General features: G+C 29.6%; 24 protein-coding genes. 13 read left to right on the plus strand and 11 right to left on the minus strand.

Annotation, left to right across the window (positions count from 1 at the left end; genetic code table 11):
• The first annotated feature begins 109 nt into the window (after positions 1–109).
• Positions 110–514, plus strand: coding sequence for a DUF1573 domain-containing protein (locus tag DUT90_RS08335; protein ID WP_114426697.1), 405 nt, complete (start codon positions 110–112; stop codon positions 512–514).
• Here the strand turns inward: DUT90_RS08335 and DUT90_RS08340 are convergent.
• Positions 511–1,857 carry an aspartyl protease family protein gene (locus DUT90_RS08340; protein WP_114426698.1) on the minus strand — a complete coding sequence of 449 codons (1,347 nt, stop codon included), beginning with the start codon at positions 1,855–1,857 and terminating at the stop codon, positions 511–513. The two genes, DUT90_RS08335 and DUT90_RS08340, sit on opposite strands and share 4 nt — an antisense overlap.
• 142 nt (positions 1,858–1,999) lie before the next feature.
• On the opposite strand from DUT90_RS08340, the gene DUT90_RS08345 reads away from it, so the two are divergent.
• Both DUT90_RS08345 and murB read left to right on the plus strand, forming a co-directional pair.
• Positions 2,000–3,190, plus strand: a complete 1,191-nt coding sequence (locus DUT90_RS08345; RefSeq protein WP_114426699.1) for a pyridoxal phosphate-dependent aminotransferase — start codon at positions 2,000–2,002, stop codon at positions 3,188–3,190.
• Between the two features lie 38 nt (positions 3,191–3,228).
• Complete coding sequence (gene murB, locus DUT90_RS08350; RefSeq protein ID WP_114426700.1) at positions 3,229–4,239, plus strand: UDP-N-acetylmuramate dehydrogenase; 1,011 nt, start codon at positions 3,229–3,231, stop codon at positions 4,237–4,239.
• Between the two features lie 392 nt (positions 4,240–4,631).
• Here the strand turns inward: murB and DUT90_RS13520 are convergent, their stop codons facing one another.
• On the minus strand, positions 4,632–4,772 hold the full coding sequence (locus DUT90_RS13520) for a hypothetical protein (RefSeq protein WP_258848528.1): 141 nt from the start codon (positions 4,770–4,772) through the stop codon (positions 4,632–4,634).
• Positions 4,773–5,064: 292 nt separating this feature from the next.
• Here DUT90_RS13520 and DUT90_RS08360 point away from each other — a divergent pair, with 292 nt between their 5' ends.
• Genes DUT90_RS08360 through lipA form a run of 5 tightly spaced genes read left to right on the plus strand, consistent with a single transcriptional unit; the run spans position 5,065 to position 9,083 of the window.
• Positions 5,065–5,268, plus strand: a complete 204-nt coding sequence (locus DUT90_RS08360) for a membrane or secreted protein (protein WP_114426701.1) — start codon at positions 5,065–5,067, stop codon at positions 5,266–5,268.
• A gap of 15 nt (positions 5,269–5,283) precedes the next feature.
• A complete protein-coding gene (locus DUT90_RS08365) occupies positions 5,284–6,387 on the plus strand; it encodes a glycosyltransferase (protein ID WP_181858168.1) in 1,104 nt (367 codons plus the stop codon).
• Positions 6,378–6,941: an RNA polymerase sigma factor gene (locus DUT90_RS08370; RefSeq protein ID WP_114426702.1), complete on the plus strand. Its 564-nt coding sequence runs from the start codon at positions 6,378–6,380 to the stop codon at positions 6,939–6,941. The genes DUT90_RS08365 and DUT90_RS08370 overlap by 10 nt, the downstream gene beginning before the upstream one ends.
• A gap of 2 nt (positions 6,942–6,943) precedes the next feature.
• Positions 6,944–8,173: an NRAMP family divalent metal transporter gene (locus tag DUT90_RS08375; protein ID WP_114426703.1), complete on the plus strand. Its 1,230-nt coding sequence runs from the start codon at positions 6,944–6,946 to the stop codon at positions 8,171–8,173.
• A 40-nt stretch (positions 8,174–8,213) separates the two neighbouring features.
• Positions 8,214–9,083: a lipoyl synthase gene (lipA, locus tag DUT90_RS08380; protein WP_114426704.1), complete on the plus strand. Its 870-nt coding sequence runs from the start codon at positions 8,214–8,216 to the stop codon at positions 9,081–9,083.
• A gap of 137 nt (positions 9,084–9,220) precedes the next feature.
• Here lipA and DUT90_RS08385 read toward each other — a convergent pair whose 3' ends face one another.
• The 7 genes from DUT90_RS08385 to DUT90_RS08415 all read right to left on the minus strand — a co-directional run bounded on the left by DUT90_RS08385 (position 9,221) and on the right by DUT90_RS08415 (position 17,091).
• Positions 9,221–10,384, minus strand: a complete 1,164-nt coding sequence (locus DUT90_RS08385) for a lipopolysaccharide assembly protein LapB (protein ID WP_114426705.1) — start codon at positions 10,382–10,384, stop codon at positions 9,221–9,223.
• Between the two features lie 48 nt (positions 10,385–10,432).
• Complete coding sequence (gene pheT / locus DUT90_RS08390; protein WP_114426706.1) at positions 10,433–12,859, minus strand: phenylalanine--tRNA ligase subunit beta; 2,427 nt, start codon at positions 12,857–12,859, stop codon at positions 10,433–10,435.
• Positions 12,860–13,082: 223 nt separating this feature from the next.
• The gene (locus DUT90_RS08395; protein ID WP_114426707.1) at positions 13,083–13,643 is read right to left on the minus strand and encodes a phosphatase PAP2 family protein; all 561 of its coding nucleotides are present in this window, start codon (positions 13,641–13,643) and stop codon (positions 13,083–13,085) included.
• Position 13,644: 1 nt separating this feature from the next.
• Complete coding sequence (locus DUT90_RS08400; RefSeq protein ID WP_114426708.1) at positions 13,645–14,802, minus strand: peptidylprolyl isomerase; 1,158 nt, start codon at positions 14,800–14,802, stop codon at positions 13,645–13,647.
• Positions 14,802–15,536 carry an FKBP-type peptidyl-prolyl cis-trans isomerase gene (locus DUT90_RS08405; protein WP_114426709.1) on the minus strand — a complete coding sequence of 245 codons (735 nt, stop codon included), beginning with the start codon at positions 15,534–15,536 and terminating at the stop codon, positions 14,802–14,804. The genes DUT90_RS08400 and DUT90_RS08405 overlap by 1 nt, the downstream gene beginning before the upstream one ends.
• Positions 15,537–15,539: 3 nt before the next feature.
• Positions 15,540–16,073: a gliding motility-associated peptidyl-prolyl isomerase GldI gene (gene gldI / locus DUT90_RS08410; RefSeq protein ID WP_114426710.1), complete on the minus strand. Its 534-nt coding sequence runs from the start codon at positions 16,071–16,073 to the stop codon at positions 15,540–15,542.
• On the minus strand, positions 16,063–17,091 hold the full coding sequence (locus DUT90_RS08415; RefSeq protein ID WP_114426711.1) for a bifunctional oligoribonuclease/PAP phosphatase NrnA: 1,029 nt from the start codon (positions 17,089–17,091) through the stop codon (positions 16,063–16,065). Before DUT90_RS08415 ends, gldI begins: the two co-directional genes overlap by 11 nt.
• A gap of 100 nt (positions 17,092–17,191) precedes the next feature.
• Here DUT90_RS08415 and DUT90_RS08420 point away from each other — a divergent pair, with 100 nt between their 5' ends.
• Positions 17,192–17,611 (plus strand): nucleoside-diphosphate kinase, encoded by a 420-nt coding sequence (locus DUT90_RS08420; protein ID WP_114426712.1) that lies wholly within the window; start codon positions 17,192–17,194, stop codon positions 17,609–17,611.
• Positions 17,612–17,703: 92 nt separating this feature from the next.
• Here DUT90_RS08420 and DUT90_RS08425 read toward each other — a convergent pair whose 3' ends face one another.
• Together DUT90_RS08425 and recF are read right to left on the minus strand one after the other, a co-directional pair.
• Positions 17,704–18,000: a DUF721 domain-containing protein gene (locus tag DUT90_RS08425; RefSeq protein WP_114426713.1), complete on the minus strand. Its 297-nt coding sequence runs from the start codon at positions 17,998–18,000 to the stop codon at positions 17,704–17,706.
• A gap of 51 nt (positions 18,001–18,051) precedes the next feature.
• Positions 18,052–19,131, minus strand: coding sequence for a DNA replication/repair protein RecF (gene recF / locus DUT90_RS08430; RefSeq protein WP_114426714.1), 1,080 nt, complete (start codon positions 19,129–19,131; stop codon positions 18,052–18,054).
• A gap of 114 nt (positions 19,132–19,245) precedes the next feature.
• On the opposite strand from recF, the gene DUT90_RS08435 reads away from it, so the two are divergent.
• The 4 genes from DUT90_RS08435 to mutL all read left to right on the plus strand — a co-directional run bounded on the left by DUT90_RS08435 (position 19,246) and on the right by mutL (position 22,867).
• Positions 19,246–20,013 carry a tetratricopeptide repeat protein gene (locus tag DUT90_RS08435; protein WP_114426715.1) on the plus strand — a complete coding sequence of 256 codons (768 nt, stop codon included), beginning with the start codon at positions 19,246–19,248 and terminating at the stop codon, positions 20,011–20,013.
• Between the two features lie 69 nt (positions 20,014–20,082).
• Positions 20,083–20,589: a 6,7-dimethyl-8-ribityllumazine synthase gene (gene ribH / locus DUT90_RS08440; protein ID WP_114426716.1), complete on the plus strand. Its 507-nt coding sequence runs from the start codon at positions 20,083–20,085 to the stop codon at positions 20,587–20,589.
• 185 nt (positions 20,590–20,774) lie between these two features.
• Entirely contained in the window at positions 20,775–21,053 is a 279-nt protein-coding gene (locus DUT90_RS08445; RefSeq protein WP_114426717.1) for a riboflavin synthase subunit beta, read from the plus strand.
• Positions 21,053–22,867 (plus strand): DNA mismatch repair endonuclease MutL, encoded by a 1,815-nt coding sequence (gene mutL, locus DUT90_RS08450; RefSeq protein ID WP_114426718.1) that lies wholly within the window; start codon positions 21,053–21,055, stop codon positions 22,865–22,867. The genes DUT90_RS08445 and mutL overlap by 1 nt, the downstream gene beginning before the upstream one ends.

The following is a 22,867-nucleotide window of genomic DNA, read 5'->3' on the forward strand; positions in this document are numbered from 1 at the left end:
TTTGAAATATAGTTGGCAAAAATACAATTATCTAATTTCAGGAGAAAATTAGCTATTGATTTTTTAGAATAAAATATTAGTTTTAATTTTACTAACTAAATCTATTTTTATGAAAGTTTTTGCAAGCATAGTGGTTATGTTTTTCTTATCGTTTTCTTTACAAGCACAAGAATTTAATTTTGAAAAAGAAATTATAGATTATGGGAAAATAGCTAAAGGAGATAATGGTGAAAGAATATTTATCTTCACAAATACTGGTAATCAGCCTTTAATTATTAAGAATATACAATCATCGTGTGGTTGTACGGTTCCTAAAAAACCAGAACAGCCTATTATGCCTGGTGAAAAGGGAGAAATTAAAGTTTCTTATGATACTACAAGAATAGGTGGTTTTTCAAAAGCAATTACTATTTTTTCTAATGCAAAAAATTCAAGAAAAGTTATTAAAATAAAAGGGTACGTAGAAAAAGCAATTTCTTTAGACAAGAAAAAAAGTTTACTGTCTGATAGTTAGATTTTTCTTTCTAACCTGAATTTAAAATCTATTTTTTCACCATTTCTATCTACTTTTATCTTTATTTTTTTTCCTGGTTTTTCACGAAATTTATAAATAATATCATTTATTGTTAATTCGTGAGTGGGAGTTCCATTAATTTCTAAGATAATATCATCTTTTAATACTCCTGCAATATATGCAGGACTATTTTTAGTAACACTTTTTACTTTAAACGAAGGCTTGAAAACAAAAGAGTAAGTAGTTACAAATGAAAAAGTATCTGTACCTTCAGTTTCAGTATTACTATAAAAACCATTAAATTTTTTCTTATCCTCCTGTTTAACAAGTTGTTTACCATGATATATAACATCTAAACCACTCATATTATAATGAAATCCGTTTTTAAATGAGCTTGTTTTTTTAAGTGTGAATTTTTTATTAGGATAATCTATCCAAATCTTAAATCTTTTTAAAATATTACCACCTATACTACCATTTCTATCTCTAAAAATTCTAGCTGAATGTGTAGCCGTTGTGTCTAGAAAAGACACTGTAGGATTATCAATTTCAAATTGACCTAGTTTAAATTTTGGAATACGACTTCTGTTGCCATATATCGTTCCGTTTAAGCCCTCTCCTAAAATATCATAGAAAAAACGTTTTGGTGTTTTGATTTCTTCTTTAGAGTTTTCAAATAACCAAATGGCATCACTACCACCAGAATCAACCAACAACTTAACATTGGTAAATGTATTGTTAATAGTATCTAAACTTAACTTTGCATTTATATAAGGTTTTTTTCTGTAAAACTTAAAGGGTATTGTTTGGCATTTTTTACACTTTTTGTATCTAAAGATTTTCGGGTTGTAAAAAGTGATTTTCTTAGAGTTATAATTAATATTTACAATTAAATCTTTTAATAAATTATAACCTATAATACCATGTATAGTTATCCCCATTCTGCTAGATAAATCAAAATAATCTTTTAAAATAAGATAAATAGTTTCATCATAACTTTTAATGTTTTTTATAGAAAGCGTATTTCTCTTCGATAAAATTGCCCCTACTCCTTTACCTTCTCCTAAGCCCTTTAGTTTGATATTAGTAGTATTTTGTAATGATAAACTATCATTTTTAGTCAAATCAAAAAGTATTGTTTTGTTAACTCCTGTATCTAAAATAAAAGAAAGTATATTTCCGTTAACTTCAACCGGAATTACAATAAGGTTGTTAATCAGCTGAAAATTTACTTTTTGTTTCTTTTGATCTGAATTTACAAAATGAAATCCTGTTTGCGCACTAACTTGAAAAAAATAAGAAAAAAATACAATTGGAATAAAAAACTTTAGGCTCAACTTCATACTTTTATGTATCAAAAATAAAGATTAAGATGCTTTTATTTTCTTTTTTAGTAAATATTTAACCTTTAAACTTTTCTCAATAAAACGTGTTAAATAAAATATATTTCGGAAATTTGCATCTACAAATACTTAATATTTTATTATGCCATTAATATCTAACAAAGGAATACAGATGCCTTCTTCTCCAATAAGAAAATTGGTACCTTTTGCAGAAAGTGCAAAAAAAAGAGGGGTTAACGTTTTTCATTTAAATATTGGTCAGCCAGATATTAAGACACCTCAAATAGCACTGGATGCAGTTAAAAACAATACTATTAAAACTTTGTCATATGCACGCTCTGAAGGTTCTGAAGAATATAGAAAAAAACTTACACACTACTATAAAAAACACCAAATTGAGGTTACTAAAGAAGATATTGTAGTAACCACAGGTGGTTCTGAGGCTTTGCTATTTACTATTGGTAGTATTACAGATCCGGGTGATGAAATTATCATACCAGAGCCTTTTTATGCTAACTACAATGGTTTCTCTGTCGCTTCTGGCGTAAAGGTTATACCCGTGATTTCTAAAATTGAAGATAATTTTGCTTTACCAAAAATTGAAGATTTTGAAAAACTAATTACTAAGAAAACAAAAGCAATCTTAATTTGTAACCCAGGAAACCCTACTGGATATCTATATTCTAAAGAAGAATTAGAAAAATTAAAGAAAATAGTTATAAAACATGATTTGTTTTTGATTGCAGATGAAGTGTATCGTGAATTTATATATGACGACCTAGAGCATACTTCTATTTTATCTTTAAATGGTTTAGAAGAACACGCAATTGTTATAGACTCTGTCTCTAAACGCTATAGTATGTGTGGTGCAAGAATAGGTTGTATTGTTTCTAAAAATACATCATTTATAGAAACTAGTATTAAATTTGCGCAAGCGAGACTTAGTCCACCAACATATGCTTTGTTAGCTAGTGAAGCTGCTTTAGATACACCTCAAATTTATTTTGATGATGTAAAAGCAGAATATGTAACTCGTAGAAATACATTAATTAATGAATTGCAAAAAATTGAAGGCGTTAAAGTTACCAAACCTAAAGGTGCTTTTTATTGTGTAGTTGAGTTACCTGTAAAAGATACTGATGATTTTGCACAGTGGATTTTAGAAAAATTTAATTATAATAATGAAACAATTATGATGGCTCCTGCTAGCGGTTTTTATTCTACCGAACAAGAAGGTAAAAATCAAGTTAGAATTGCCTATGTATTAAAAAAAGAAGATTTAATTAGTGCTGTAAAAATTTTAAGAGAAGCTTTAAAAGTCTATAATTCTTAATAAATACTAATTTTTTTTACTAAGTAACTACGCAAATTTTGAACATTCAAGAGAATAAATCTTTAAAACACTACAATACTTTTGGTATAAATGTAGTTGCAAAACAATTTGTAGCTGTAGATTCGGTTTATAAATTACAACAGCTTTTAAAGCTAAATAAAGATGTTTTTTTAATTTCTGGAGGAAGCAATATGCTACTTACTAAAGATATTGATAAATTAGTCGTACACATTAATATAAAAGGAATTTCTATAGACAAAGAAGATGATAATTTTGTTTACTTAACTGTAAATGCTGGTGAAAACTGGAACGATTTTGTACTCTGGTGTGTATCACAAAATTATGGTGGACTTGAAAACCTGTCTTTAATCCCTGGAAACGTTGGTACTTGCCCCATACAAAATATAGGTGCTTATGGTGTAGAAGTTAAAGACACGATTACTAAAGTTGAAGCTATTGATATTAACTCAGGTAAATTTGTAGAATTTTCTAATACCGAGTGTAATTTTGGATACAGAAATTCTATTTTTAAAAACAAGGTAAAAAGTAAATATGTAATTACTGCAGTCTGTTTTCGGTTGACAAAAAACAATCATAAATTAAATACCTCTTATGGCGCTATTGAAAAAGAACTTAACTCTAAAGGAATTTTTAATGCTACTTTAAAAAATATTTCTGACGCAGTAATTGCTATTAGAAAATCTAAGCTTCCAGACCCAAACAAAATTGGTAATAGTGGTAGTTTTTTTAAAAATCCTGTTATTTCTACACATACATTTTTAGAACTTCAAAAAAAATATCCGTCAATACCTAGTTATACTGTTTCTAGAACTGAAATTAAGATACCTGCTGGATGGTTAATAGAACAAGCTGGTTTTAAAGGAAAACGTTTTGGAGATTGTGGTGTTCATAACAAACAAGCTTTAGTATTAGTAAATTATGGGAATGCTACTGGTGAACAAATTTATCAACTAGCACAAAAAATTCAAGATACCATTTTAGCAAAATTCGGAATTTCACTTGAAATTGAGGTTAATGTAATTGTATAGAAAATCTCGGGTTTTAAATTTTTATTAGCTCTAAACATTACCGATTATATATTACGACAAACTTTTTCTAGTAATTTCAACTATTTATTAATAACTTTTTTCCGTCTATTTTAGCCAGTGTAAAAATTATACACTAATTCTCAGGTAATACACTTATATGTTTAAAAAAAATTCTGATTTTTATTTATTATCTACAAAATTCCTGGGTGATTCAATTCTATAAATATTTTGTTTTATTTACATCAATATCTACACCTAATATACTTTACATAAATGCAAAGCGTTTTTTATATACTTTTTCGTATAAACTCTAAAGACTTATTTATTGCAGTTCGATAAATCCAAGTAGATAATTTTGAATTGCTTTCAAAATTTTTAATCAATTTAAATACCTATAAAAAAACTTCTTGTGGTGCATCTTCTAAATCTTCTTTATTAGGAATAAAAGAAATGCAGGTTCTGAAAATTTTTTGTTGATAATTATACAGAAGTAAATCAAATACATTTTGATTCCCTACTTTTAACTCTTTCAAAAATTTTCATCGTTCAAGTGTTGGGTTTGTAAAAAAATAAATATACGAAAAACCAGATAAAATTAACTTATCTGGTCTCTCTAATTGATATAGGGACTTAAATATCTTACCCTTAACTAAAATTGTATGTAATAAACTTTGCTATAGTGTACTATTTGTTTTGTTTATTATACTTTTGAAATGAACATCAAGTTGTTAGACACACTATTTTAAAAAAGTCACATCGTTAATATTTAGTCAACTTTTTTAAGTTAACACCAAGAATATGTATCTTTGTAATATAAATTATTTTATGAAATTATTATTTTTAACTTTAGGATTGTTAGCTCTTGGTGTTGCTGGTATTGCTATAAAAATTTGGGCTAAAAAAGATGGTAAATTTGCAGGAACTTGCGCTAGTCAAAACCCAATGCTAAATAAAGATGGAGAAGCTTGTGGTTTCTGTGGAAAAACTCCAGATCAGTTTGATACTTGCGCTGAGCCTCAGCATCAATAAATCTTATTGCTGTAGATGATATTATCTGTACTTTTCTACGTATTTGTAGCATTTACAGTCATACAAACTATATATTACCTTGCTTTTTTTTCTTTTCTTTTAGAACAAAAGAAAAAGAAAAAACACAAAAAACTCCCTCCTGTTTCTATCATTATATGTGCTAAAAATGAAGCTAAAAACTTAAAGAAATTTTTACCTACTATAATTAACCAACATTATGATGATTATGAAATAGTACTTATTAATGATGCTTCATCTGACAAAACTGCTTCAGTTATGGAAGAGTTTAAAGCAAAACATGATACTATTAAGATTATTGATGTAGAAAATATTGAGGCTTTTTGGGGAAATAAAAAATATGCCCTTACTTTGGGTATAAAAGCGTCAAAATACAATCATTTACTTTTTACTGATGCAGATTGTAAACCTGTTTCTAAAAATTGGATTTCAGAAATGGTTCAACATTTTTCAAAAGAAAAAACCATTATTTTGGGTTATGGTAAGTATAAAAGAGAAAAATCTTTAGTAAATTTACTTGTGCGTTACGAAACCTTGTTAACTGCTATTCAATATTTTAGTTATGCCAAATTAGGTTCGCCATACATGGCTGTTGGAAGAAATTTAGCTTATCATAAAGACGAATTTTTTAACGTTAAAGGCTTTATCAATCATATACATATAAAATCTGGTGATGATGATTTGTTTATACAAGATGCAGCTTTAAAAGATAATACTTGTATTTGTACATCAGCAAAAAGTTTCACAGAATCTATAGCTCCATCATCTTTTACGGCTTGGTTTCGTCAAAAAAGAAGGCATATTTCTACTGCAAATCATTACAAATTTAAACACCAATTCTTTTTAGGTTTATTTTATATTTCAAAAATATGCTTTTACGCATTAGCCATAACTTTGTTCTTTTTTGTTTCTTGGAAATTATTATTGTTACCTTTATTAGCTTATTTTACAATAAATTATGTATTAATATCAGTAGCTGCAAAAAAACTAAAAGAAAAACAAATAGTGTATTTTCTACCTTTTTTAGAAATAGGGTTAATGGTATTTCAATTTTCAATATTTATCACTAATTTGTGGTCAAAACCCAAGCATTGGAATTAGACAAAAAGCAACTTGATATAACCATAGTAAAAGCTAAGAGCGGAAACCAATCTGCATTTAGTTTATTGCTAGATACATTTTGGTTAGACGTCTACAATTATCAATTAAAACGAACTCAGAATGAAAATGATGCAGAAGACATTACTATTAGAACATTTTCTAAGGCTTTTGATAAAATTGCATTTTATGATGATAAATATGTATTTAAGACATGGTTAATTACCATTTCAAAAAACTTGCATATTGATTTATTAAGAAAGAAAAACATTTCTATTAGTGCTGATACTTCTGAAGAACAAGAAAAAAAAGCCTACTTGGTTGCTGACGAAAATCCAACACCAGAAGATAGAATTATTACAGAGCAAAATTTAGCCAAATTATTAAGAGATATAAAGCAATTAAAGCCTAAATACCAAGCAGTAATTCAATTACGTTATTTTCAAGAATTGAGTTACAAAGAGATTTCAGAAAAGATGAATGAACCAATGAATAACGTAAAGGTAACATTATTACGAGCTAAGAAATTGTTAGCAGCAATAATTAAGAAATCTTAAACATGAAAAAATCGTTCTTGCAATCTCTTGGTCCAGGATTATTATTTGCAGGCGCTGCTATTGGAGTATCTCATCTGGTACAATCTACTAGAGCTGGTGCAGAATTTGGTTTTGGTTTAATTTGGGCACTATTATTAGTGCATCTATTTAAATATCCTTTTTTCCAATTTGGGCCACGTTACGCAGCCGCAACTGGCGAAACATTATTAGATGGCTACCAAAAATTAGGTAAAGGAGTTTTAATTGCATATTACGTTTTAAACTTTGCTACAATGTTTACCATTCAAGCCGCAGTAACCATAGTTACAGCAGGTTTAGCTTCTCAGCTTTTTGGTTCTTTTGGAGGCGAAGAAAATTTAGTTTTATGGTCTAGCATACTAATGTTTATCAGTTTAATCATCTTATTGATAGGGAAATACAGTTTGTTAGATAATTTGATGAAATACATCATTTTAATTCTAACAATAAGTACAATAATAGCGGTATCTGTAGCCTTATTTAGCACAAAAGAAGCGTTTGATGTTGCACAAATAATTCCGTCTGGTGCCGTAGAACTTACATTTTTAATCGCATTTTTAGGTTGGATGCCTGCACCTATGGACGTTTCTATTTGGCACTCTATATGGTCTGTAGAAAAAGATAAGACTACAGTTATAAAAACCAAACCAAAAGATGCTATTTTTGATTTTAACGTAGGTTACTTGGGTACTCTTTTTTTGGGTTTATGCTTTGTTCTTTTAGGGGCTTTGGTAATGTATAACTCAGGAGAAACGTTTTCTAATAAAGGAGGTGTTTTTGCCTCTCAACTCATAAAATTATACACTAAAAATTTAGGCGATTTTTCTTATATTTTTATTGCAATTGCTGCGTTTACCACTATGTTTAGCACAACCATAACTACCATGGATGCTTCTCCTAGAGCTATGCACAGAACTTCTAAATTAATATGGAATAAAAATTTTAAACGTGGATATTGGTTCTGGATACTTTTCTTATTTATTGGTACTTTTTTAATTTTAAATTACTTTATGGATAATATGGGCATTTTGGTTAAAATAGCTACTATTTTATCTTTCTTAACAGCCCCCTTTTACGCTATCCTTAACTACAAACTTATTACAGGAAAACACACTCCTAAAGAACATCAACCAGGTATACTTTTAAGAATTTTAAGTATCATTGGTATTGTATTTTTAATAGGATTTAGTATTTGGTTTTTAACAAGTATTTAAATCTTTCCTTTGTATCTTTGTACAACTAAATTGATAGAAAATGGCAATAGATTCTGTTATTATTCCTGAAAAACCTAAAAAACCAAAATGGTTACGTGTAAAATTACCCGTTGGTAAAAAATACACAGAACTTAGAGGTTTAGTAGATAAGTACAAATTAAATACAATTTGTACTAGTGGTAGTTGTCCTAATATGGGGGAATGTTGGGGAGAAGGAACTGCGACTTTTATGATTTTAGGAAACATTTGTACACGTTCTTGCGGTTTTTGTGGTGTAAAAACAGGAAGACCTGAAACTGTAGAATGGGATGAACCTGAAAAAGTAGCACGTTCTATAAAAATTATGGATATTAAACATGCTGTAATTACTTCTGTAGATAGAGATGATTTAAAAGATGGTGGCTCTATTATTTGGGCAGAAACCGTAGATGCAATCAGAAGAGCAAATCCTAATACAACGTTGGAAACCTTAATTCCTGATTTTCAAGGGAACACTAAACAAATTGATAGAATTATTGAAGTAGCTCCTGAGGTAGTTTCTCATAATATGGAAACGGTGAGAAGATTAACAAGAGAAGTTCGTATTCAGGCAAAATATGATAGAAGTTTAGGTGTTTTAAAATACTTAAAAGAAAATGGAATGCGAACTAAAACTGGTTTAATGCTTGGTTTAGGTGAAACAGAAGAAGAAGTAATACAAACTATGAAAGATTTACGAACAGTAAATTGTGATATTATTACTATTGGACAATATTTACAGCCCACAAAAAATCATTTACCGGTAAAAGAGTTTATCACACCAGATCAATTTAAAAAATACGAAACCTTAGGCTTAGAAATGGGATTTATGTATGTAGAAAGCGGTGCTTTGGTAAGATCTTCGTATAAAGCGCATAAACATGCAAAATAACGATTGTAAATAAAAAAATATGGTTTCAAATAATTTTTGGCACAGATTTTGATTTTTCAATAAATGAAAACAACGTTGTAAACTGTTTTCATTGTGTAAATTATTTGAATTAGTTGATTAAAAGAAATCCGTCTTTATTAAGATGGATTTTTTTTATTCCAGATTGCAAACTCTTTTGTAGTTGTAAACTTAGGAAAACTTTCTTTTATACTTAAGCTCAATTCTTTCTTATTTACATTAAATTTCGTTACAAAAGTATCTAAAATCTTTATCGCTTCTTCTTTTTGATCTGTCTCGATATAAATTGCTAAAAGTCCATCATAAGCCTCTAAAAACTCAGGGTAATCAGCAGTAACTAATTTAAGTTTTTGCACCGCATCTTGATATCTATTTTGATAAGTATAAATATTGGCTCTCATAAAATTTAAAAAAGAATCTCCTTTTACGTGCTTGTCTAATTTGTCTATAGCTTCTATTGCCTTTTGAAAATCTTTCTTTAAAATAAACCTATCAATAGACAATAAGTATAAACTAGGATCATTGGGGTATTTTGATTCGTAGTCTTTTACAGCTTTTACATACATCTTATTAGACAAGTTAGCTGTTGTAGCTATGTTGGTCAACTTAAAAATTTTTTCATTTTTAAAAGAACTACTTATGGTTTGGTATATTTTATTTGATTTTTCAAAATTGCCATTTTTGTTTAAAGTTCTAATTTTTTCTAGTTTTTTCATATCCCTCATAAACAGACTACTGGTAAAATCACCTGTTAAAAAATTACCACCGTATAGTGCTTTTTTATAAATAGTTCTGTACGTATCACTTAAACTCTCGCCTGAGGTATATATATAGGTATCTGCTATTTTAGGTTCATCTTTTATTTTTTTCACTAAATGATCGTGATAATTAATACCATTTTTACTAAAAAAACGAAATATAATATGGTAGTCTTTTAATGTATCTTGGTAAATTCTTAGAAAATCATATTTGGCACCATTACTTTTTTCTTGAATTAAAATTTCGCCAAAATTAAATTGTCTTATAAAGCCAATATAAAAACTGTTATTAAATTCTAAGATTCTTTTTTTTGAAGTACTTCTAATAAAACGTTTGGCAAGTGCGTCTGCATCATAGATACTATTAATAGCAATAATATTATCATTTACAAAACCATATTGTAATTCTGAAGCAATTTTTTCTACTTCTGTCCTTTTTATTTTTAGTGTATCATTTTTCTCTTTTTCACTAAGGCAAGAACAAAATATAAATACAAATAGTATTGCTAAAGATTTTAATTTCATGGCATTTTAGTTGAAATAAAAAAGCTCCGTAAAGGAGCTTTTTTGTAGTTATCTTAATACGGCATTCAAACTTTTTTCAAAAGTTTGCTGTAGCTTTTGCATTATTTTGTCAATTTGTTTATCTGCTAAGGTTTTGGTTTCATCTTGTAACAAAAAACTTACTGCATAAGATTTTTTTCCATCAGGTAACTTATTTCCTTGATAAACATCAAAAAGAGCTACATCCTTTAAAAGTTTTCGTTCTGATTGAAAGGCCAAATTATAAATTTCTTTGAATTCAGTTTTGTTATCTAATAACAGTGCTAAATCTCTTTTAACAGAGGGAAATTTAGGTAAATCTAATACTTTAACTTTTTTGTTACCTGCAAGTTTCAAAATCTCACCCCAATTAAAATCTGCAAACAAAACTTCTTGTTTAATTCCAAAATCTTTTAAAATTGGACGCTTTAGAACTCCAAAATCAACCAACTTTGTTTTACCCAAATTAAAAGATATTCCTTCAGAAAAAATATCTTGCTTTGATGGTGATGTTTTTACATTAGACAAATTTAATCTTTCTAATAATGAAGAAACTACACCTTTCAAATAGAAAAAATCAGATACTTTAGTGGCAACATTCCAGCTTTCTTGTGTTCTATTTCCTGTTACAAAAAGTGTTAAATGTTTGTACTCCTCGTATTTTTCTCCAAACTTATGATATGTTTTTCCAAACTCAAAAAATTGCAATGCGCTGTTTTTTCTATTGATATTATAGCCTATAGATTCTAAGCCACTAAATAAAAGAGATTGACGCATTACTTTTAAATCGTTACTTAACGGATTTAACATTTCAACGTTTGCGTCTTCATTAATATTTTCTGATAAAGCAGCATACTCTGGCTTTGTTAAAGAATTCGCCATGGTTTCATTAAAACCTAAAGCGCTCAATTGATTGGCTATAATATTTTCTACTTTCGTTTCTTTATTAGAATCAAAAGAAATAGACGTATTTAGCTTGTGAGAAAATTTGATATTATTATACCCATAAACACGTAAAATCTCTTCAATAATGTCTGCTTCACGTTGTACATCTGTTCTATAGGAAGGAATTGTTAGGCCTAACCCACCAGCAGTTTCGCTATTAATCTTTATTTCTAAAGAAGCTAAAATATTCTTTATCGTTTCCTTAGGAATCTCTTGACCAATAAGCCTATATGCATTTTCATAAGATAAAAATACTTGAAAGTCTTCTATTTTTTCTGGATAAAAATCAGAAATATCTGAAGCCATTTTTCCTCCTCCAAATTCTTCAATCAATAAAGCTGCTCTTTTTAAAGCATATTTTGTTAAATTGATATCTATACCACGTTCAAAACGGAAAGAAGCATCTGTATTTAAACCATGTCTTTTTGCCGTTTTTCGGATAGATACAGGATTAAAATAGGCGCTTTCTAGAAAAATTGACGTAGTATGCTCTGTAACACCAGACTTTACCCCTCCAAAAACACCGCCTATGCAAAGTGGGTTTGCATCTGCATCACAAATCATAATATCTTCAGAAGACAACTCTCTTTCTACTTCGTCTAACGTAGTAAACTTGGTTCCTTCTTCTAAAGTTTTTACTAAAATTTTATTGCCTTTTATTTTTTGAGCATCAAAAGCATGTAACGGTTGCCCTAACTCGTGCATTACATAATTTGTAATATCTACAACGTTATTTTTAGGTGTTAAACCTATTGCTTTTAACCTATTCTGAATCCATTCTGGGGAATCTTTAACTTCAATGTCTGTAATTGTGATTCCGCAGTAACGAGGTGCTAATTCTTTATCATCAACCTCTACGTCAAAGCGTAATGTTCTTTCATCAACATGAAAATCACTAACTGATGGAGATATCAATTCTAATTTAATATCTTGTTGCATCAATCCTGCTCTTAAATCTCTAGCTACTCCAAAGTGACTCATTGCATCAGATCTATTAGGAGTTAGACCTATTTCAAAAACATAATCTGTGGTAATGTTGAAGACTTCTGCAGCCGGAGTTCCTACTTTTAAAGATTCGTCTAGTACCATAATACCATCATGTCCAGAGCCTAAGCCTAGTTCGTCTTCTGCACAAATCATTCCTAAACTTACCTCTCCTCTTATCTTGCCTTTTTTTATTTTGAAGCCTTCACCTTTATCATCATATAATGTAGTACCAACTGTGGCAACTGGTACTTTTTGACCTGCTGCAACATTAGGTGCACCACAAACAATTTGTACCGTATCTTTTAAACCTAAATCTACAGTGGTTACTTTTAAACGATCTGCATTGGGGTGTTGGCTGCAAGTTATGACTTTACCAACAACTACACCTTCTAAACTTCCTTTTATAGATTCTTTAGTTTCTATACCTTCTACTTCTAAACCTAAATCAGTCAACAACTCTCCTGCTTTCTCTGGCTCTAAATCAACCTGTAAAAATTGTTGCAACCAACTGTATGATATTTTCATCTTATTATTCGGGTTTGTTTAGTGGCAAATTTACTTAAAATCTAGTTTTTATCGGCCTTTTTCATTTTAAAAAAATGCAACTTCAATAAAAAACATCTTACGCTGTTTTTTAAAATCATCCTATAAAACAAAAGTAAATTGTACCTTACTTTGTCTTTAAAAAGTAGTATGAAAAATGTAAAATATTGTTTTGCAATTTGGTTTGACTATTTGCTATAGAAAATTATTTAAAAATTTTAGAATCTATTTTTTTATAAAGTAGATAGTAAAGTTTTGCAAAAACGGTACCTATAGTTAAGCCTACTAAAATATCTATTGGAAAATGAACCCCTAAATACAATCTGCTGTACGCAAACAGTATTGGGAAGATTAAAATTAGATAAATATATTTTATGTGATCTTTGAGCAAATGAATTACAAAGATTGAAAAGAATGAAGATGTTGTTGCATGACCAGACATAAAACTATAGCCGCCAACTTTCTTAACTATTCTAAGCAAATGATTAATTTCTGGATCATTGTTGGGACGTAAACGTTGTACGGAGTTTTTAATAAGATTTGTAAATTGATCTGAGAAAGCAACCAAAATTATCATTGCTAGTATCGCAAATCCTCCTCTTTTCCATCCAAAAGTTTTAATTACATAAACAATTATAAAAATAAAAAGAGGTATCCAACTTAATTGATTTGTTATGGTTAGCCATAATATATCCCATTGTTCGCTACCTAAATTGTTTAAAAAAATAAGAAGATTTTTATCTGCTGTTATAATGTCATTAAACATGTTATTTACCCACTTTTAAAATTTCAACTTCAAAAACCAAATCCGCTTTTGCAGGAAAGGGTCCAAAAGCATCTTCTCCATAACCAATGTAATAAGGTATGAAGAGGCGAGATTTCTCTCCTTCCCTCATTGTTAAAACACCTTCTTCAAACCCAGCAATCATAGGTCTTTGTTGATCATCTAACCTAAAAGTTAATGGTTTACCATTTACATCATAAGAAGATTGTATTTTTTTACCATCTGCTACATAAAGAATGTAATTTGCAGTAACAGGTTCATTGGCTGAGACTTTTTTTCCTTTGGTTTTCTTCAACTTAAGAATCTGAAGTCCTGAACTTGTTTTTGTAGCTTTAGAGACGCCCATTTTAGTATAAAATTTTTCTTTCTCTATCAAATAATTGGTATATCTTTTTTCTTCTAATTCTTCTTTAGCTTTTTTTTGTTCTGTTATTGAATTGTTATAAGCGATATCCTCTTTTTCAAAAACATTAGCGGCATTAAAATTAGTAGCTTCTTGACCTATTCTTATAATGTCTAAAGATAAAATAGTATCATTTTGAGTTATGGATTTTACTACAGCCATTCTTGTAGAATCTATCGCATTTTGTAATTTTAAAGAATCTTTATATTGTAACTTTAATTCTTTTAATTGATTGGGATTTACTATTGTTTTTCCAAAGACAGAATGTTTGTCATCCAAATGCGGAATTGGCCTATGTGTGATAAAAAATTGACTATTGTTGGTTGCCACACCTCCATTTGCCATAGATAAAATTCCAGCATCATTATGCTTGTATAGTAATTGGCCATTTTCATTTTTAGGAAATTCGTCTCCAAAAGTATATCCTGTAGGTTTTCTTCCTTGAGTATCATAGCCTCCTGCTTGAATTACAAAATTATTGACAACCCTATGAAAAATGATATTTTTGTAAAAGTTTTTACCTTTTAAAGAATCTAACAACTTGGGATGCTCTCCTTCTGCCAAAGAAACAAAGTTAGCCACAGTCATTGGAACTTTATTGGCATATAATTCTACTAAAATTGCCCCTTTATTGGTAATAATTTCTGCATATAAACCCTCATCTAAATCAGAATATTTTACGGGTTTACATGCAGAAATTATGAATAGTAGTGTTAAGATTACAGAAATCTTACGCATTATTTTTTGTCTAAAATCTCTATTAATTCTACTTCAAAAACTAAAAGAGAAAAAGGTTTAATTTTATCTCCCCTAGATTGAACGCCATATGCCAATTCTTGTGGGATAAAGAATTTATATTTAGCGCCTTCTTTCATCAATTGAATTCCTTCTGTCCAACCTTTAATAACTTGGTTTAATCCAAATTCTGATGGTTTCTTACGTTCTACAGAGCTATCAAAAACTTCTCCTTCTAAATTCGTACCATGGTAATGTACTTTTACTCTAGATGTAGCTTTAGGTGTGTCTCCTGTACCTTCTTTAATAACCATATATTGCAAACCACTTTCTGTAGTTTTAATACCATCTTTGTTTTTATTTTCGGCTAAAAAGTCTTCACCAGCTTTTTTATTATCTCCAAATTTAGCTTCTGCTTCTTTCGCCGCTTTAGCTTCCATTTCTTTTCTTTTTTCTACTTGTAATTTTTGAAAAAATTTACTTAAAAATAAATTTAAGTCTTTTGGATTTATCAAAAGATTAGTAGAGTCTATTCCATTTTTATACCCTTGTAAAAAAAGATCTCTGTCTGCCTTTTCAAAATTAGCTTTAACCTTAAAAGCCATATCTAAACCTAAAGCATAACTTGCTGAGTCTATTTCTGTTTCTAAAGATTTTACTTCTTTAAATTGGTTTCCTCCACATGATATCATAGATGCTACAATAGCTAGCGTTAAAATTGTTTTGATAATTTTCATAAGTTATTGTTTAATATTTATTAATGTTACTGTACTTTTTATAGATTTATTTATTCCTATTTTTTTTCCATCACCAACAACTCCATAGGCATTGTAAGACGGAATGACAAATGTAATAGTTTCTCCAATTTTCATCAACTTTATTCCGTATTGTAATGCAGCAATAAAATCTTCTTTGTCTACCGTATAAGTTTTTGTCTTTAACTCTTCTTTAGAATAGATAATATTTCCTTCTAAATCTTGAATATTATAGGCAAGAGTAACAACATCTCCAGGTTGTGGTATGGGACTATCTTTGGTTATTTTGTTCGCGTATGTGTACCAAAATCCGTTTGGCGAAACTAAATAATTGGTCGTAGAATCTCTACGAATTACATCAATTATTTTTTGATTTTCTAGGGCATTCAAACGTTTAGACTCTTTTATTGTTTCTTTTAAAATAGTTGTTGATGGTTTGGGCTGAATTGGTCTTCTAGGTGTTATTTTAGAACACGAAAAACAAAGTATACTCAAAAAAAATAAAACTCTAATTTTCATAAGAAATTTCTAAGTCTTTTTGATATTCTGGTAGTAGTGAAGTAAATTTGGTTACGGTTTTAGCCATTTCCAAATCAGATTTTCCTCCTGCAGCATTGTCATGTCCTCCACCATTAAAATAAGTTCTAGCAAATTTATTTACAGAAAAACTTCCTTTAGATCGAAACGATATTTTTATAATTCCTTGTTCTTTATCTTCAATAAAAATTGCCGCAAAAATAATTCCTTTTAAAGATAGTGCATAATTTACAACACCTTCTGTATCTCCTTTCTGAAAATCAAAACGCTTCTTTTCTGCATCGGTAAGGGTAATATAGGCTGTTTTATAAGATGGTAAAATTTGTAAATTACTCAGTGCCTGTCCTAAGAGTAATAATCTATTATATGAGTTTGTATCGTATACCTTATTGTGTATTTTATCATTTTCTGCACCTCTATCAATCAAATCTGCAATAATTCTATGTGTTTTACTGGTTGTAGATCTAAACCTAAAAGAACCTGTATCTGTCATAATACCAGTGTACAAACAAGTTGCAATCTCTTTATTTATTAAATCTAAATCATGATTCATCTCTATGAATTGATATACCATTTGACATGTAGAGCAGATGTTTACATCAGAATACATATAGGTAACATCATCTGGCTGTTGATGATGGTCTATCATTGCAAAATCATTTGGATAGTTTTCTAAAGTATTTTGCATATCAGAACCTACTCTGTGCAGTGCATTAAAGTCTGACAAGAAAATAATGTCAGACGTTTTTATTGCTTTTTGAGATTGTGTATTTTGCCAATCGAATCTGTAAGTTGTTTCTGAACCTGGTAACCAATGTAAAAACTCTGGATACTCATTAGGCACAACAACGGTTGCCTTGTGTCCCTTTTTATCTAAATAGTGTTTTAACGCTAAAGTAGATCCCATTGCATCTCCATCTGGGTTTCTGTGACCAACAACCACTATGTTTCTTGGTTTTTCTAAAAACTGCTGTAACGCTTCAAATCCTTTTAAAATCATAAGTGGCGAATATACAATTTAATTAAAAAAATTGTGTAATTTCGCGCCGAATTTGTGAAGAGTTTCACAATAACATTTAAGAACTATAAAAGTCAATTTAATGGCAACAAATAGAACATTTACAATGATTAAACCAGATGCTGTAGAAAACGGACATACTGGTGCTATTTTAGAAAAGATTAACGCTGCAGGTTTTAGAATCGTAGCGTTAAAAAAAACTCAAATGACAAAAACTGATGCAGAAACTTTTTATGCTGTGCATAATGAGCGTCCGTTTTTTGGTGAATTGGTAACTTTTATGACTCGTGGGCCAATTGTTGCTGCTATCTTAGAAAAAGATAATGCTGTAGAAGATTTTAGAGCTTTAATTGGAGCTACAAATCCTGCTGATGCCGCAGAAGGAACCATAAGAAAATTGTATGCTACTTCTATGGGAGAAAATGCTGTACACGGTTCTGACTCTGATGAAAATGCAGAAATTGAAGGTAATTTTCACTTCTCTGGAAGAGAGCAATTTTAATAAGAATTATAGAAATTCTTAGTCTAAACTATATTTGTTAAAAACTTGTAGAGAAATCTACAAGTTTTTTTTGTGATTTCTAAAATACATTATTAAACCAACATCAATTTCTGAATTACTTCGTCTCCCATCTCTTCATTCATCATTTTAATTATCTTGTCTTTTCCATAACTCAATTCTTCTCTTAATACTGAAGATGAGAGTTGAATAATTAATGTTTTGTTTTGTAATTTTACAGAAGTGGTATGTGTAGCAACCCCTGGCCCCATCATTTGCATCCAGGTTTCTTCTACTTTTATTTTTTGCATTCCTTTACTCAAATTATTTTCTTCAATAAAGGATTTCATCAAATCTTGAATCGAAAAAGAATCGTTTTCTCTTTTGGGCATTTTCGTTTAAATTATTTTTTATGTACTATGGCTAATTAGTTTTTTTTGATACTACAATCTAAAAATTTGATAAGGAGAATTACTCTGTCTTATAATGTCTTCAGTTCTTTCTGAATGTGTGTCTGTTATAAATATTTGACCAAATTCTTCATTATCTACCAAATCTATAATTTGCTGCACCCTATTTTCGTCTAATTTATCAAAAATATCATCTAACAATAAAATGGGTGTGAGTTGAGACTGCTGTTTTATAAATTGAAATTGAGCTAATTTTAAAGCAATTAAATATGACTTTTGTTGCCCTTGAGAACCAAATTTTTTGATAGGATAATCACCTATCTGAAAATTTAAATCATCTTTATGAATTCCTGAAGATGTATATTGTAAAATCTTATCTTTTTCTAAAGATTTTTTAAGTAAATCTTCCATAGAGAAATTATGCATCTGACTTTTATATTCTAGATTTACATGCTCTTTATCTCCTGAGATGACTTGATACTTCTCATTAAAAATAGGGATAAACTCCTCTAAAAACTCCTTTCTAATTTCGTATATTTTGCTTCCATAATCTGCTAATTGTTCATCGTAAACACTTAAGTTTAAAGCATCAAAAGTTCTATTTGCAGCAAAATATTTTAATAAAGCATTACGTTGACTTAAAACTTTATTATAAGCTAGTAACTGTCTTAAATAGCTTTTGTTTTGTTGAGAAATTACACCATCTATAAATTTTCTTCTAGTATCACTGCCTTCTGTAACCAAATCTCTGTCTGCTGGAGAAATAATTACTAATGGTATCTGTCCTATATGCTCAGAGAATTTTTCGTAATTTTTTCCGTTTCGTTTTAGTATTTTTTTTTGCCCTTTTTTAAGACTGCATAAAATCTTTTCTTTTCTATCATTTAACAAGTAATCACCCTCTATCATAAAAAAACCTTCTCCGTGCTTAATGTTTTGCACCGCTACAGAATTAAAGTAACTTTTAGCAAAAGATAAATAATAAATAGCGTCTAAAATATTTGTTTTACCCACACCATTATTACCTACAAAACAATTTATTTTCTCCTGAAAATCAAACGTTTGAGATGCTATATTTTTAAAGTTGACTAAAGATATTTTTTCTAAATACATGTGCAAAAATGGGTCTTGGAAATCCTACGCAAATTATTGAAAATTTTACAAAATAAGCCCTTTTAAAATCCAATTAAAAAAACTATTTTTGTCCGCACTAATTTTACATGACAGATGGCAACATACAAGAAGAGAGGATACAAACCAAAAAATAAACAAGAAGAGCAACAAGTAGAACAAATAGATAGCACAACTGCTGAAGTTTTTAACACATTAGACGAAACTGCTTCTAAATCTGAGCAGTGGATTGAAAAAAATAGCAAGCCCTTATTCTATGCCTTGATAGGTATCGTTGTTATTTTCTTAGCTTATTTAGGGTATAACAAATACATTGTAGAACCAAATGAAACTGAGGCTTCTAATGAATTGGCTTTTCCTAGAAAATATTTTGATGAGGCTGCTACAGCAGGTTCAGGAGTAGATTCTCTTTTAAATTTAGCATTAGAAGGTGCTGATAATAAGTATGGCTTTTTAGATATTGCTGACACTTACAACGGCACAGATGCTGGAAATTTGGCAAATTATTATGCTGGTGTTTCTTACTTACAGCTAAAACAATACGATAAAGCTATAGCATATTTAAGCAAATTTAATTCTGATGATGAAATGCTAGGGCCAGTAGCTTTAGGTGCTATTGGAGATGCTTTTGCTGATATAAATCAATTAGAAGATGCTTTAGAATATTATGAAAAAGCTGCAAACAAACAAAATAACGAATTTTCTACTCCTTTGTTTTTATACAAAGCAGGGCAAACAGCAATGCTGTTGAAAGATTATGATAAGGCTGAGGAATTATTTTCTAAAATAAAAGAGAACTATCCTAAATCTGATCAAGGTAGAAATATCGATAAGTTTATAGCAGCGGCTAAATACGTTAATTAGTTGTTTGTTGTTGGCTTCTTCTTAAAACTAAAGTCCAACAACTAAAAACAGACAACAGAAAATCAAAATATGGCAACAACAGATTTATCAGTATACAATAGAACAACAATCCCAAATGCGAAGTCTTTTCGATTTGGGATTGTTGTTTCTGAGTGGAATCCAGAAATTACACAAAACTTGCATCAAGGAGCAATAGATACCTTGCTTGACTGTGGTGCAATGCAAGAAAATATTATTTCTTGGGAAGTTCCTGGTAGTTTTGAATTGGTATACGGCTGTAAAAAAATGATTCAAACCCAACAATTAGATGCCATTATAGCTATTGGTAATGTAATACAAGGAGAAACCAAACACTTTGATTTTGTTTGTGAAGGTGTTACACAAGGTATCGTAGACCTAAACATAAAATATGATGTGCCTGTTATTTTCTGTGTGCTTACAGATAATACCAAACAACAATCTTTAGACAGATCTGGAGGCAAACATGGTAACAAAGGCGTAGAATGTGCTGTAGCGGCCATAAAAATGGCTGCTTTGAAAAATAGCGACAGACCTTCTGATAGTATTGGTTTTTAGTGTTTTTAAAAAAATAGATTACCATCTACAACCATTATATTTTGTAAACTTTTTTAAGTTTATTTAAGAATACTTTTAACATCATTTCTTGATGCATTCCTTTTAATTCTTTAAATTTGAAATCCTTTAAATTGGTACAATCATTGATTTCTTCACTTGAAACAAACGCCAATTAAATGTAAATTATGGGATTTTTAAAACGTACACACAAACAATTCGATTATCAACCTAGGTATTATAAGGGTGAAGGAAACCCGTATAAGATTGAACACAAATTAGATCAATTTAGAAAAACTGTAGGTAGAAAAAAAGGTATTAAAACAAAATTTGTAGATGCCTTTGATGAATTAAAGGATATGAGAGCAAACGGTGTAAACAAAACTATTTTAATAATAATAGCTCTATTAGTACTGCTATTTTTATTTATTATTGATTTTGATTTATCAATCTTTACTAAAAAATAATGCCTGATATTATTCAACTTTTACCAGACCATGTAGCCAATCAAATTGCTGCCGGAGAAGTCGTTCAGCGTCCTGCTTCTGTAGTAAAAGAATTGCTAGAAAATGCTATTGATGCGGGGGCTACCAACATTAAACTTTTGTTAAAAGATGCGGGTAAAACTTTAATTCAGGTAATTGATGATGGCAAGGGAATGAGTGTTACAGATGCTAGAATGTCTTTTGAGCGGCATGCTACATCAAAAATTCAAAAAGCAGAAGATTTATTCAACTTATGCACTAAAGGCTTTCGTGGTGAAGCCTTAGCCTCTATTGCCGCAATTGCTCATGTAGAATTAAAGACTAAACAAGCACAAGAAGAACTGGGCACATGCCTAAAAATAGAGGGCAGTAACATAATTTCTCAAGACTTTATTTCTACCGGAAAAGGTACAAGTATTTCCGTAAAAAATTTGTTTTATAATATTCCTGCTAGAAGAAATTTCTTAAAATCAGATACAGTTGAAACACGTCACGTTATAGATGAATTTCAAAGGGTCGCACTAGCACATCCAAATATTGCTTTTTTATTACACCATAATGACAACGAGGTTTATCATTTAAAAAGTTGTAATCTTAGAAAACGTATTGTATCAATTTTCGGAATTAAAATGAATGAAAAATTAGTTCCTATTGATGAACAAACAGACATTTTAAATATTGAAGGTTTTGTTGCCAAACCAGAATTTGCGAAAAGAAAAAGAGGTGAACAGTTCTTTTTTGTAAATAATCGATTTATAAAGAGTTCGTATTTAAATCATGCTGTTGTAAATGCTTTTGACGGTTTGTTAGAGCAAGGTGCGCATCCCTCTTACTTTTTATATTTAACAGTACCTGCAAATACTATAGACATCAATATTCATCCTACTAAAACTGAAATCAAATTTGATAACGAAAAAGCCTTGTACGCAATGCTTAGGGCCACTGTGAAGCACAGTTTAGGACAATACAATGTGGCACCCGTATTAGATTTTAATAGAGATGCTAACTTAGATACCCCTTATCATTTTAACGCTACAGCAAGTGCCGCAAAAGCACCTAAAATTATAGTAGACCCTAATTTTAATCCTTTTAAAGAAGAGAAAAATACTGCTTCCCAATCAAATTATAAACCTCAGAAACAAACTGAAAGCTGGGAATCTTTATATACTTCTTTAGCTGTTGACACATTTGAAAAACAAGAAGTTTTATTTGATAATCAGCAAGAAATAGACACCAAAAAAACGTTTCAAATTCAACGGAAATATGTATTAAGTTCCATAAAATCTGGCGTTGTTTTAATTCATCAATCTTTAGCACACCAACGTATTTTGTATGAAGATTTTTTAGAAAGTATTACTGTTAAAGAAGCCAATAGCCAACAATTATTGTTTCCTGTTAAAATTTCCTTTTCATCAAAAGAAATTGAAATGATTTACACGATAAAAACTGAATTGGAAAATGCAGGATTCTATTTTGATGAGTTTACAAAAGATAGCGTTACCATTAAAGGCATACCTGTTTCGGTTACAGAAAGTAAAATTACAATTATTTTAGAAGAGTTACTTAGCGATATAGATTTAGAAGTACCCGATGCTAGTTTTAGTCATTTTGATGTAATGGCAAAATCATTTGCAAAAACCTTGTCTATTAAAACAGGAACGCAACTCTCTGAAAAAGAACAAGAAGCATTAGTTAACGATTTATTTTCTTGTAAAGAGCCCTCTATTTCGCCTTTTGGTAAAGCTACTTTTAAAACATTAACGTTAAACGAAATTGATAATTTATTTACTAGTTAA

This window comes from Polaribacter sp. WD7 (assembly GCF_003335085.1).
Taxonomy (GTDB): Bacteria; Bacteroidota; Bacteroidia; order Flavobacteriales; family Flavobacteriaceae; genus Polaribacter.